This is a genomic window from Aliikangiella litoralis (genome assembly GCF_052495765.1).
Genome location: NZ_CP199292.1, coordinates 1347727 through 1362278, shown reverse-complemented (window position 1 = coordinate 1362278; position 14552 = coordinate 1347727). Strand labels below are relative to the sequence as shown.

Annotated in this window: 10 protein-coding genes; all 10 read right to left on the bottom strand. The window is 33.7% G+C overall.

The features are described 5' to 3' along the window. Position 1 precedes the first annotated feature (1 nt). Positions 2 to 1762, bottom strand: coding sequence for a cyclic peptide export ABC transporter (locus ACT5E3_RS05810; RefSeq protein WP_444997365.1), 1761 nt, complete (start codon positions 1760 to 1762; stop codon positions 2 to 4). Between the two features lie 7 nt (positions 1763 to 1769). After that, positions 1770 to 4238: a penicillin acylase family protein gene (locus tag ACT5E3_RS05805; RefSeq protein ID WP_444997364.1), complete on the bottom strand. Its 2469-nt coding sequence runs from the start codon at positions 4236 to 4238 to the stop codon at positions 1770 to 1772. Positions 4239 to 4304: 66 nt separating this feature from the next. Beyond that, a complete protein-coding gene (locus ACT5E3_RS05800) occupies positions 4305 to 5096 on the bottom strand; it encodes a thioesterase II family protein (protein ID WP_444997363.1) in 792 nt (263 codons plus the stop codon). Positions 5097 to 5239: 143 nt separating this feature from the next. Continuing rightward, positions 5240 to 6154: a chlorinating enzyme gene (locus ACT5E3_RS05795; RefSeq protein WP_444997362.1), complete on the bottom strand. Its 915-nt coding sequence runs from the start codon at positions 6152 to 6154 to the stop codon at positions 5240 to 5242. A 39-nt stretch (positions 6155 to 6193) separates the two neighbouring features. Beyond that, positions 6194 to 6424 carry an acyl carrier protein gene (locus ACT5E3_RS05790; protein WP_444997361.1) on the bottom strand — a complete coding sequence of 77 codons (231 nt, stop codon included), beginning with the start codon at positions 6422 to 6424 and terminating at the stop codon, positions 6194 to 6196. 31 nt (positions 6425 to 6455) lie between these two features. Then, positions 6456 to 7967, bottom strand: a complete 1512-nt coding sequence (locus ACT5E3_RS05785) for an amino acid adenylation domain-containing protein (protein WP_444997360.1) — start codon at positions 7965 to 7967, stop codon at positions 6456 to 6458. Next, positions 7957 to 8796, bottom strand: coding sequence for a hypothetical protein (locus ACT5E3_RS05780; RefSeq protein WP_444997359.1), 840 nt, complete (start codon positions 8794 to 8796; stop codon positions 7957 to 7959). The genes ACT5E3_RS05785 and ACT5E3_RS05780 overlap by 11 nt, the downstream gene beginning before the upstream one ends. Positions 8797 to 8846: 50 nt before the next feature. Beyond that, on the bottom strand, positions 8847 to 9605 hold the full coding sequence (locus ACT5E3_RS05775; RefSeq protein ID WP_444997358.1) for a thioesterase II family protein: 759 nt from the start codon (positions 9603 to 9605) through the stop codon (positions 8847 to 8849). Between the two features lie 27 nt (positions 9606 to 9632). Further along, a complete protein-coding gene (locus ACT5E3_RS05770; protein WP_444997357.1) occupies positions 9633 to 12761 on the bottom strand; it encodes an efflux RND transporter permease subunit in 3129 nt (1042 codons plus the stop codon). Further along, entirely contained in the window at positions 12761 to 13954 is a 1194-nt protein-coding gene (locus tag ACT5E3_RS05765; protein ID WP_444997356.1) for an efflux RND transporter periplasmic adaptor subunit, read from the bottom strand. Before ACT5E3_RS05765 ends, ACT5E3_RS05770 begins: the two co-directional genes overlap by 1 nt. Positions 13955 to 14552 lie beyond the last annotated feature (598 nt).

The following is a 14552-nucleotide window of genomic DNA, read 5'->3' as shown; positions in this document are numbered from 1 at the left end:
TTTAAACATACTCCTTTAAAGCTGAGTCTTCGCTCATTGTTTTACTGTGCTTTATATTTTCTACCTCACCACTCAATTTAAAATACTGTTGTTGATCATTTTGATTTAAGTGGCGCATTACTCCCTGCTCCATGACTAAAACTTTATCAGCGACATCAAAATATCTATCATCATGGCTAATCACAACGACAGCTTTTCCTTTTTCTTTTAAATAAGGCAAAATTTCCCAATAAAAAACTTGTTTAAACTCAGGATCTTGATCGGCAGCCCATTCATCAAATACATAAATTGCTTTATCTTCTAAAAACGAAACCAAAAGAGCTAATCGTTTACGTTGCCCATCAGATAAAGACAAAGAAGAAAAATGTCCATTTTTTAATGACACTTTAGAATCAATCTGCAATTTAGCTAAATAAGTATTAATTAATTCATCATCATTTTGATTAGAATTTCCAAGCAACCGATCAAATAAATAATAATCAGATGTAATGGCCGATATTTGATTACGATAACTATTAATATTCGTTTCATCAATTAATAAGTCACCCAATGATATTTGTCCTGATGTGGGTAAGTAATGAGAAGTTATCAATTTACCAAGGGTAGATTTACCAGAACCATTACCACCAATAATAAAAGTTATTTCGCCTTTTGCTAAAGTAAAATTTAATGGCGAGATTGAGAAGCCGCCTTTTGCTTGATTTTGTGTTTCATATTGATAAGTCACATTTGAAAATTGAATACTTTTCCATTCAGGGATATTGGTCAATGTTGGAGATATTTGCTCTTCTTTTAAGCCATCGAATATTTCACTGACTTTCTTTAATGAAATATTCGCCACTATAACTTGAGGGATAGCATTTAGCATAATGCTTATTGGTCCTGTTATATATAACAAAACCATTACAGCCCCCATTAATTCAGGCAAACTAATTGCATGGTAATTAACAAAAACAAATGCAACAAAACCAACAACAAAAAAACTTAACATATCACCATAATTAGATGCACTTCGTATTATTGTGGCACCTTTTTTCCCAGCAGATAGCACTTCCTTTTCACTCTCTAACATAACCTCCGACATATAGCTGTCTCGCTTGGTCTTACAGAGTTTAAGTGCTTTTATACCTCGAATAATCCCTTTTATGCCTTCTTGTAAATCGTCAACCTTCTCTCTTGATTTTCGAAAAAACTTTCCTGCAATAGCCATTGGTAACTGAAAGGTAATTACACCAAATAAAATTCCGCCACACACGAAATAAAAAATATTAGAATTCAAATAAAGTAAAAACAATAACATACCAGTTATTGTCACTAAGCTGATTAACATATCAGGTAGAAGTTGTGCGCCTTGAATAATATTTCGCACATCAGTCGTTATTGAAGCAATTAACTTAGCTGAGCCAGTTTTCTCGACACTTGTAATAGGCGCATTTAATATTTTTCTATAAAACTTCACTCTTAATGCAGATGTTGTATCTAATGCAACCCAGGTCAATATCAGTTGAGAAAGAGTTCTTGCACCTAGAATCAACAGACAAGATAATAAAAATAGTGCAGCAAATTTAATATTACTTACTTCAAAAGAAAAAATACTGACAGGTCCAGCACTTTCAAGAAGGAAAGGACCATTACTCTCAAAGCTATATAAAACAATCGGTATCAAAAATGCGTAACCAATACCAGCAACAGTCCCCAACAATAATGAACCAAAAACTTTAGAGGGAGATGTCTTTGTTAAAATTCCAAATATTTTCATCATCTTATCCTTAATTTACTGCGGCTTTAGGAGTTAACTGAAGTGAATGAATAAAATTAGTATTGTTAGCACTAATAGAACGATATTCACCATTTAAGAAGGGCTCAATCATGTCATCATAATGTTCACTAAAAACGTTACCAGACTGTCCAGTTGAATTCATAAACAAATACAAATCCTCTTGTTTGGGAAAGGCAATTGCCTGCCTAAAACCCGGCCCAGATGTTTGAATGTAACCATGATCAATATCGTAATAAAAACCGGACACATTAATACTATCAGGCGAACCACCTCTTGCGATTTTTCGCTCAAAAATAAAATCTAGACCTTTGACACTACTAAATGGCTTATGTTTATATTTTGCGCTGTGTATACTTCCCCAGTTCCAGTCAGAAATATCCGAACCTAATCTTTTACTTAATTCGTAATGTGCCGATAGTAATGAATCTTCTTTTATGTCATCGCAAGTTTCTTGTTCATCAGTATCGAGACGATCGCACCAATCGATATCAGTTTGTTTTAAAGCCTGTTCAATTTTAGTAACCGGCAGATTGCCAACAATCATTCTTAAATGTCTTGATAAATTAGCATTTCCCCACTTGCCTTTTAAATCATCTTTAAATAAGTAGCTTTTTAAATGGCGCATCCAAGTAAAATAAATAGTCGCCGCCACGCTCTCTTTATCGGTACTGCCATTCCAATTTTTAAGATACTCCACCATCTCTTTAACAAGTTCATCATCGGAGTCAAAGCTGAGAATATTATTAAGTACTTCAACCGCTCTTTTATCAATAAATTCCTGTTGCATTAGTTCATGCTGCTTTAAACTTATTTTTTTACCTGAATCAATTGAAGACTTAATTAACTCTTCAATTCTCATTGCTCTTGCAGGATCAGCCCAATCTTCAGAAATGAAGTATGGGTAAGATTTATCGGCAACTTCATTATTGGCCGATACAAAATATCCCCTTTCGGGGTTGAGAGCTTGAGGCATTTTATTGTAAGGAATGAAACCTTGCCAAGCAAAGTCCTCCTGCCATGCTGGTATAGGATGATTACCAATTCCTTTACCTCTAACAGGAATTTTACCGACACCTAAATAGCCAATATTTTGTTTGTTATCTACATACAAAAAATTGAGGGCTGGAGCAATGTAATCTTTCATTGCATCTTTAAAGCTATTCCAATCAGATGCATAGTTGAGTTTAAGAAATGATTCATACGAAACATCATTTTTACTATTACCCACCCAACGAAGTGATAAAGGCTGTTCTGATACTCCGGTTAAATCCGATATAATAGGTCCATGATCAGTTTCTCTTACTTGTATTTCCAGTGGCGCTAATTTAGAACGAAGAAATGCGGGAAAATCAGCCTTAACGTTGATGACTTCATTTCTAATAATAAAATCAACCCATTTATCACCTCGTTTATATTGATTAGTATTCTCAGTATTAATTTGCTCATAATACAGATCTTGCACATCAGCAACCATATTAGTTGCCCCCCAACCAATGTGTTGATTTTTACCCAACATCACAACAGGTATGCCAACCAAACTCATACCTGAAGACTTTAATTGATCACCATCAAGATTGACGGCATACCACATAGAAGGCAGTTCCATTGCGAGATGAGGATCATTAAGTAATATGGCATTACCATCTTCAGTATGTTCGCCTGAAACCACCCAGGCATTACTACCAATATATTGACCACCGAGTTGCCACTTCTTTTCAAACAGTTTATTTTGTTCAAATAATTCAGAACTTGCCAGTAATGCTTTAATTTCGACAGAAGATAAAGTTTGTGCACTTTCTAAAATACTGCTACCCAAAATAGCAGCTGTTTTTTTCTCATCAAGTGTTTTTGTAACTAATAAATTACTCAATTCTTTTTGATAGTTTGCAGCAAGATTAAGCGAAAACATCTTAATCCAAGCAAGAGAATCTGTAGGCTTCCAACTATCTGGCTCTATACCTAACAGTGTAAATTCAATGGGCAACGGCTTCTGCTGACGGATAAATTCATTAATCCCTAAAGCATAATAATTTAATGATTCTTGAGCCTCTGGACTTAATGCATTCCACGAACTTTCTGCATTTTGATATATACCTAATGTCCTTATATAAATATCAAGCTTAACAGCACTTTTACCAAATATTTCACTTAAACGTCCTTGTGACATTCTTTTTTGCAATTCAAGTTGCCATAAACGATCTTGAGCATGAGAAAACCCCATTGCAAAAAAGACATCATTATCTGTTTTAGCGTTAATATAAGTGACACCATTTTTATCTCTTTTGATACTGGTATTACTTGAAATATGCTCAACACTTATGTCTCCTTCAAGCAACGGTAAAGTCTCATCTAAGTAAGAGTAACCTAACCAAATAGCAAAAAAGAATGGCCCAAGTATAAAAATGGAGAATAAACATAATAATGGACGTGTTTGGTATAACTGTCTGATGCTTTTCATAGAAACCTGTAAATAATTATTTAATAAACGGTTTTAGGGGGTTATTTTTATAAGGAAATACAAAATTTATAATGTAGTTTCCGGTATTTCTTTTAAATTAAAATCGCATTGCTCTGCAACATGCTTAATCGTCTCAACGACTTTATTTAACACTGCTGCTTGATTATTCTCGATAAAAAAGTGGTCCCCTTCAAAAACTTCAATCGCAAAAACGGGTACTGAAAAATGATGAATCCAAGTATCTAGTTGTTCTTGTGGAGCATCGGTATCTTTCTTTCCACCATAAATAGAAAAATGACAATCTAATTTCTCTTCAGTCGTTCTAAAATAAGTATCTGCTACGCTGAAATCAGCACGCAACATCGGCATAAAGAGTTCTAATAGTTTTTTATTCTCCGCAATAACTTCTGTAGGCCCATCAAAGCGTTTAAGTCCTTCAACAAATTCTTTATCTTCAAGATGATGAATTTTTTTATGTTCACGACAGATGTGGGGAGCATTGCTACCTGAAGCAATAAAATGTTCCGGCTCTCGCCACCCTCTTCTTTTGACTTCTAACGCAAATTCAAATCCGACTCTGCTACCTAAACTATGACCAAAAATCATATAAGGTCTGTCTAATAAAGGTTCAATTGCTTCACATAAGCTACTCACCATAGCTTCCATACTCATTAAACCTTGTTCCTCAATTCTATTCGCTCTACCTGGCGGCTGAATAGCAACCAACTCAACCCATTCAGGAAGATATTCTTGCCAAGGTACATAGGTTGCAGCATTTCCTGCAGCATAGGGAAAGCAAAAAAGACGTAGCTTAGCCCGTCCATTTGGCTTTGGTGTTACAAACCACTTTGATTTCATAATATTTTCTTCTGGCATTATCAATTTTGTGAATGATTGAATACAAATTAGATAAGAAAAATAAAAATAACGGTTATGGAATGCGCGCTACAGCGCACTCCATATAAACGACTTCTATTTAAAACTGATTAATCTAGAGCGTATTAATAGCTAAATTTGTAACCACGATTATTTTCAGTAACAACCCGATTATGTTTATAATCATCTTTACCTGCTACAACCACCACACCATACTTATCTAGAGAAACCACACTACCATACTCTTCAACAACATCCGTATCAGGATAAATTTCAACACAAGATGGAACATATCGCGCAGCATAAGCTAAACGAGTTTTATCTTTAGTCGAGTTAGGAAATGATGAATGCATGAGAGTGGACCAGAAAATAACAAATTGTCCCGCTTTCATTTCCATTGAAATAGCGGCAGATTCATCTGGTACATAATCAGGATCTTTTTGTAAATTTTTATAATCATAACCAAAGAAGCCTCGCTTCATACCATTTCTTTCAACGTTATTAACATTTTCAGGGTTGAAGGTCATTTCTTTTGATTCATCATAAATCATTTCTTCATGTGTACCAGGAATAAAACGCATACAACCATTTTCTTCTGTCACATCAGTTAATGCACACCAAACAGTAATTGCGCCGCCAAATTCAGATCCCATAGGCCATTTAACTTGAGGCTTTCCAGAGGCATGGGCATAAGTGTCAGCTTGATGCCAGTCGGTTCCCTCATCTCCAGGATACTTAGGAAACAATTCAGAACGCCAACAACATACATCTGGCCCTAATATGCTTTCTACTCTGTCAACAATTTCTCTTCTCATGATATGATCACTCAAATCATTCACATCTAAATGTCTATCATAACCAGCAATAACACTTTTAACATCAAGACCATAACTTGCGTATGTACGATCGAACAATTCAGCTCTTATTCTTTTATACTTCTCAATAATTTCATCTGCCTCATACAAGTCAAAGGGTCCTGCAACACCATTTTTTCTGAATGCTTCCAACTCTTCCGGACTTAAAGAAAATTTCTTTTTCATTTTTATTTTTCCATTCTATAATTTTATAACATTAATAACTTAACTAGCATCTGCATAAGTTGAAACCCAACCATCAACAGTAGGATTACTCATTAACTTGCTCGTAGGCACAGATAGATTCAACATCTCTTCAAGCTGCATTTGCATATCGACAATTGTTAATGATGAAGCCCCCACATCAAAAAAATCTTGATCACTACCAATATCTTTAAGAATTGGTTTTTGCTCAAGCACATTCATTATTTTTTCTCTAATATTTACCTCAGTCATTTTTTAACTCCTATATTTATATGCCACTAATTCAGGCAATTGATTCACGAATACTCTTTTTACAAACTTTACCATTTTTATTAATCGGAAATTCCACATTAATATAAATTCTGTCAGGCACCATATAATCAGGTAATTCTTTAGCAAACAATGTTTTAAGCTCTTTGGCATTCAACTCCAATCCATCAACCAGTTTAACAAAAGCGATTAACAATTGATCTCCATTTTCAAACTTATCTAAAAACACAACGGCATCAGTAACTTGTTCAACTCTGACAATACCATTTTGTATTTCTTCTAACGATGCTCTAAACCCTCTGATTTTGACTTGATTATCACTTCTACCAACAAATTCAATATCACCAGAACTATTCATTTTTACTAAGTCACCAGTTCTATAAATTAATCCGGTTGCTATATCATTATTAATAAAAAAATCAGAAATTGATCTTTCTCTATTTAAATAACCTAACGCAACACCAGAGCCTGAAGTGAAAAGCTCACCAACCTCACCTATAGCTACAGCTTTCAAGTCATCACCAAGTATATGCACATCAGTACCGCTGATAGCTTTACCGATAGGAACATTATCTTCTGGTCTATTTTCATTAGTGACGAGAAAAGTGGTTGTAAAAGAAGTATTCTCAGTTGGTCCATAGCAAATAATAAGATTTAGTTCGGGATAATGATCCGCAACTTTATTAACAATTTCAGGGTAAAGTACATCGCCGCCGGTTAATAAATTTTTTAACGGCGCTAAAACATCAATAAATCGTGTTGCTAATATATGAAATAATGCAGTCGTAATAAATAGTGTTGCAACTTGATTATCTTTTAATTCACGAGAAAACAAGTTTGGATCAAAAGTTTCGCCAGAATAAAGCACTAAGGTTGCCCCATTAAGTAAAGCTCCCCAAATCTCAAAGGTTGAAGCATCAAAACTTAATGATGAAAACTGCATTATTTTATCAGAGGGATTAAACTCAACATAATTAGCACCATTAACAAGGCGAATAACAGCTCTATGAGGTACAACAACACCTTTTGGGTTACCTGTTGAACCTGATGTAAACATCACATAAGCTTTATCATCAGTATCAACTTCAATAGCTAAATTTTCTTCCTGCTCAGAATTAAATAAAACGCTATTATTGCTAGTTGTTATTATTTCGATACCATCAGTCTTCAACCCAACACAATCATTATCAGCTAAAATCAAACGAGCTTTTGCTTCTTCAAGACAACGCTTATTTCGAGCATCGGGATTAACTTTATCTAATGGTAAATAAGCAGCACCACATTTTAGAATTGCCAGTTTAGCCACAATAACTTCTATAGAACGAGACATAGATATACCAATAAAATCTCCGTGCTCTATACCTTGTTTTACTAAATAGTTAGCTAAAAAATTTGCCCGAGCATTCAATTGTTGATAACTGACCTGCTGTTCTTTGTAAATCAAAGCAATCTGATTAGGGTTCTTTATAACCTCTCTTTCAAATGCACTATGGATTACTAAATCGCTATATACATCATAATTCATTATTCGACTCCAAATAATTTGCAATCTTTTCAAGGGTTAATGATTTTTCTCTTACTATTCCGTAGTGATCAGCTTGAGGATCAATATGTATTTCTGAATTTTCTATCAGCTCTTTAATTTTCATGGTGCTTTGAATATTAGTATGCTTATCTAAATCACCGGTTAACAAAACTGTTTTATGTTTTATGATTTTTGCCAATGATTCAAAGTCGACTTTACGATAAGATAAATAATTAAGCGCATAGCGATAGAGGTAATTACTGTTTTTAAAGGGCAAATTAATATCAATATTTTCAGGTAAGCTTGTTGCAGTATTACTATTGTCCATAGAAACTCTATCCATAATAAATTTAGCTTTATCAGGACTCATAGAGGCTATCGGTAAAAGACTATCAATATCTGCCCCTACCTGAGTAACACATGCTTTATCGCCTAACAGTGTAAACTCTCCATGCACTAATAATAACTGACTATATTTTTCTGGATTTTTATTAGCGGCAGCTAAAGCAATACCTGCGCCAGAGCAATACCCAACAAGAGTCGAGATTTCAATATTTAATGCTTTTTCTATTGCATTAATATCAGCAATATGATTTTCTATAGCAAACTCATTTCCACTTAACGAAGTCTCATCTTCCGACAAAATCAAACGACTTTCCCAAGTTACAATATTAAAATCGTTTTCAAAATAGTCAAAAAAAGATTGAGCGAGTTCAACTTTCAAGCCAAAAGGTATAATTAATACAATCCAATTTTTTTTATCTGTAGAGCAACTAACAGCACACTTCAACTCTACTCCATCATCACTAGTTATCAGTCTAGTTTTCATGATTATAAGTTCCCATATTACTTAAACAATTTGTTACTTCTATATAAAACCTAAAACACTAACAGTCTTTCATTAGAACGTTTCAGAACATCTTTTACATGAGCAATCACTTGCGTTTCATGTGAATGAATAAAAAAGTGACCGCCATTGATTTTTATAAATATTGAATCTTTAGCACTGTTATCTTCCCAAGCACCGACATCGGCTTCAGGAATATTTTCATCATGCACTCCACCTAATAAAGTAAAAGGAATATTTAACGGTTCTTCATCTTTAAACTTATAAGTTTCACTAATTTGAAAATCGGCTCTAAGCAGTGGCAATAATATTTGCATAATCTCTTTATTATTTAAGACTTCTTCCGGCGTACCTTTCATATTCCTTACTTTTTCAATGAACTCTTCTTCAGGTAAGTTATAACTAATTTTTTGGTTTTTGATTAATTGAGGTGCACGTTTTGCAGATAAAATCATATGTTCTGGTAAACGAAGTGATTGACGCCGCATTTCTCGAGCAACTTCAAAACTGATTAAAGCACCATTACTGTGTCCAAAAAAGATAAAAGGCTTATCATCTAGGTTTTTTAAAACATCAACTAACTGTTCAACAACTTTTTCAATTGAACCGATGACAGGTTCACCAATTCGCTCTCCTCTACCTGGTGGCTGAACGCATAAGACCTCAGCCATTTCAATATGTTTTGCCCAATTTCTATAAATAGCAGCACTTCCCCCTGCATAAGGAAAACATATGAGTCTTAACTTAGCATTTGGGTTTGAATTAAATTTAACTAACCAAGAACTTTTCATATTTCCTCTTTCTTATCACAAAACTATTTATGCCTTGCTTACTAATAAATCAGGTTCTATAGATGTATGCTTATCATCCCTATCAAAATCATCATCTGATTTTTTATTTCTCTTCCATTGATGCCCAATAACGTATAGTGAAGGCACTAAAATTAAAGTAACCACCGTTGAGAATAAAACGCCAAAAGCTAATGAAATAACAGTTGGTAGCAGAAACTGAGCCTGAACAGAAGTCTCACTCATTAAAGGAATTAAACCAACAAAGGTTGTTAAAGAAGTTAAGAATATCGGGCGAAATCGTTTTACTCCAGCTTCAACAATAGAGTCAAAAAAACTATATCCTTGATCACGTAATTTAGCGACATAATCAATTAATACCAAATTATCATTTACGACAACACCTGCCGCAGCTCCAATGCCAAAATAAGAAAACAGAGCCATTGTTACACCATAAAAAAGATGTCCGTATACAGCTCCCATGAAACCAAATGGAATTGCCAACATTATTAATAACGGTAAGAAATAAGACTTAAAAACAATCGCAATTAATGCATACATTAAGAAAAAAGCGATTAAATATAAACTCGCAATTTCAATAGCAAATGACTTTTCACCTGCAGCTTCCCCTATTTCACCAAATGAAACACCTGGATATTTTTGTTTCCAGTCTGGCAAGTAATTTTTCTTTAAATCTCTTAAAATATCTCGTCGCACATTACTATGTAACTCAGCACTAATAACGGCTGTTCGTTGTCGCTCCTTTCTTTCTATTTTTCTTACTCCAACATTGAACTCTATATTAGCAATAGAAAGAAGTGGAAACATTTGTCCTCGATGATTTCTAATTTGAAGTTCAGATAAACTATCTAATGATTTTCGATTTTCTCTAAGGTAGCGAACCATTACCTTCACATCACTTCCATTTCTAGATATTCTCTGTGCTTCTTCACCATAATATGCTTGTCGAACTTGCCTTGAAACTTCCGCCAAAGAAAAACCTAAACGTTCAGCGCCTGGTAATAAAGATAACTTGATTTCTTGTTTGGTATCTTGAAGATCATCTCTAATAGCAAACACTTCTTTATAAGTTTTGAGTTGCTTTTTGAAATCATGTAATGCACTTCTTAAAATTTCTGGCTCAGCATGGCTAATAGAATATTCTAATGCTGGTTTAGCATTATTTTTATACTCTACAAGTTTCTTGACCGCATCAGGTATATAACCAATTTGGTCGTTTAGTTTTTGTGCGATTGCTTTAGTTGATATAGTTCTTGTATCAGATGAAGATAACTGAATAATAACGTTAATTTTTTCTCCGTTAACCTGAGTATACCAATTTTTTATTATTTCATTTTGACTATTATCTGAATGAGGTAATTGCTCTACTAAAGTTTGTTGTGCTTTTTGAAATTGATTTAATACATCAAGCGTTCTTGAATAAGGTGTACCATCAACAAGTTCAACAGCAACCGTTATCCGATCACTCTCTAAATCAGGAGAAAAGGAAAATTTAACTAATCCACTAGTAAGTAAACCAACACTAATAATAAAAAAAGCAATAAACAAACTAACGGTAATATAACTATGCTTTAGTGAAAGTATTAATAGCCGACGATAGTAAACATTTGAAAAACTAACAAGCTTACCACTAACTTTTTGGTTAATTCGGCTCATTAAACTTTGTTTCTTTTTGGGTTTCTTTTTGTCTTTACTGAGATGTGAAGGTAATATAAAAAAAGCTTCTATTAATGAAAATGTTAATGCAAAAACAATGATAACCGACACTTGCTGTACAAGTCTTGCCTCAGCTCCCCCAACAAAAAACCAAGGTAAAAATGCAATCATAGTAGTTAAAACAGCAAAAACGACTGGTTTAGCAACTGACTGTGCCCCCAATATTGCACTTTCTACCGGAGAGCCTACTCCAGAGTGATCATGAATGCTTTCTCCAACAACTATCGCATCATCAACCACCACCCCTAAAATTAGTAGAAATGCAAAAGTAGACAATATATTAATTGATACGTCATACATTGGCAGTAATGCAAATGTTGCCATAAATGCAACAGCAATACCGCAAGTAACCCATAAGGCAACCCGAGAATTTAAAAATAGAAATAAAACGATAAAAACAAGAATTAATCCATAAAAGGCGGAGTTACTAATCGTATTCATACGGCTCTGATATATATCTGCCGAGTCATCCCATAATGTAAGCTTTACTCCTTCTGGTAACATAACAGTTGTATTTTTCAGCCAATCATTAATTGACTCGCTCGCTTTAACAATATCCATATTATCAGATGACATGACTTGAACAATAATTGATGGTTCCCCATTCAATAACGATAAAAACTCTTCTTCCTCAAAGCCATCAATCACAGTAGCAATATCTTTAAGCCAAACCACACCGCCTTTATCAGATTGATGAACAACAATATTTTCAAAATCTCTTTTACTAAAAGCAGTATTTTTTGCTTTAAGTTGAATACTTCCACTAGCGGATTGAATACTACCAACCGATAAATTAACAGAAGCACCTCGAATTGCACTAGCAATATCATCAAAGTTTAATTGATACCTCTGCATAGAAATTTCAGATAGTTCGATTGAAATCTCTTCTCTTCTGGCTCCGGCGAGTTCGACTATTGATATGCCTGGCAGCAAAACAATCTCATTTCTAATTTGTTCTGCAGTTCGCTTTAATTCCCGCTCTTCAACATTTCCATGAACAGCGAGTCTTAACATTTTACTGCGTAAAACTTTTTCATGAATAATTGGCGGTTCAATATTTTTAGGGAAGCTACTAATCGAATCGACTTGTAGTTTCACATTATTAAGAAAACTAGACATTTCAATCTTAGGATCGGCTTCAATTAAAATATATCCTAATGCCTCGGTTGCAGTTGAAGAAATCCGATCAATACTATCAATCTCTCGCAAAGCTTCTTCAACTCTAACCAAGAGCTGTTCTTCGACTTCTTTGGGTGAAGCACCAGGCCAAATAATTGATATTTCAATAGCATTAACTTTTATGGTCGGAAATATTTCTCTTTCCATTTGAAAATAACCAAGCAGTCCAGAAAATAACATTCCCAGCATTAATAAGTTAGCTGCAATAGGATTTCTTGCCCACCAAGCGATCATAGCATTCATCAATAATTTTTCCCTGATGAAACAATGCGTTCTTCTTCAATACCTTCAGGCATTCTCGCTTTAACACTCATTCCTTGAACGGGCATACCAATTGGTGAAATAGCAACCAAATCATTCACATCAATGCCGCTATTAATAAATACTTCATCAGCATCTTGATATAAAACTTCAACTTGTTTGATATTAAGCTTACCGTTATCAACAACAAAAACTTTATTACCACTTCTTAATGCTTTTCGAGGAATAACATAAGCGTTTGGGATTGTTTTACCAACGATTTCGGCAGAAACATAAAGACCAACGGCTAATGGAATATAATCATGAGAACTGTTTTTTTCGCCATAAGGATCACTGATTTCAGCATAAGCATTAAACATTCTTGTTTCCAGATCTAATGCAGAGTCAACACGAACTATATGTCCTTTCCAAAAACGTTTTTGCTGAGCGACCATTGTACTCAAAGTAACTTCAGGTCCCATTGTATTATTAGACTGATAACCAATTGGCAAACCAAGATCAAAAAGCTGTTTATCCGTTAACCCAACTTGTACTTCTGCTTTTTCTGTAGAAAACGCGCTACCTAATACTGTTCCTACACTAACAAACTGTCCACGATCAATTAATTTATCAGTTATTCGAACATCAAATGGTAATTTAATTTTTGTCCTTTCAAGATTAGCTTTTGCGAGAGATAAATCTGCTTTGGCAGAAGCAAGTTGTGCCTTAGCATTTTCAATATGAGGTTTTTTAAGTGCTAGAGATGAGTGAGACTCACTGGTTAATTGCTTTTTAGCAACTTCTGCATCAGCAATATTTTTTTCAAGATTAAGTTTTGCCTCAGCAACCTTTGCCGTCGCTCTAACTATTTGAACCTGATAATCGGTATCATCAATATTTGCAAAAACTTCATTGGCTGAAATTCGACCACCCTGTACAAAGTTGGAAGATATATTCTGAACCATACCACTCACCTGAGAAACTACGGTTAGCATTGTTTTCGCTTTAACTTCTCCATGTGTGGTAACTTTTAACGTTCTTGGCAACTGGCGAACTTTATCTACAAAAATAAGTTCTGCATCATCAATACTTGTTCGCTTTTTAGGCTTTTCCTTTCTATCATTTAACTCAACAACAATAGAGATCGCTAAACTAATAATGAGGGTAGGTACTATAATTTTTATTGATTTTTTCATTTATCGTTAAAATCCTTTTAGTTTCATAATCTAAAAAAATCACCAAATCAGTGTAATATTTATGCAGTTTGCATGAAGAAAGTCACAATATAATTTCTCTATAATAATCACTCATTTGAGATTATCGAGAGCGGACTCTTTATACTTATAAAAATTTATGAAATCAACCAATACATTTTTTTTTACATTCGCTAAAAACTATTTTTTAAAAAAATATCTCTCTTAGTGATTTAAAAAATTATTTACAAACTCAAAAAACTAACGCATATCTTACTAATAGTTAATGACTAAGAAATTAAAAGTTCTTTGAATAAAAAATCAACAACGATCATTTATTCAAAATAATTATACTTTAGTCATCCTAATGTAAGTCATCCTAATGCATTTTGATTAAATAAAGAGAGTTATAAAAATTAGACAATAAGTAATTAGATAGTAATTAAATAACAAGCTTAAAATTATTTTTGTTTCGCTATTACCTTGAGTATTTTTATTTGATGTTATGTGTTCATTATACTTTCGATTAAAAATCTTTGTATTGAAGAAAAATATATTTAAGTATACTTTTTAACCTTTCTTAAAATAATTTTGCATCCCA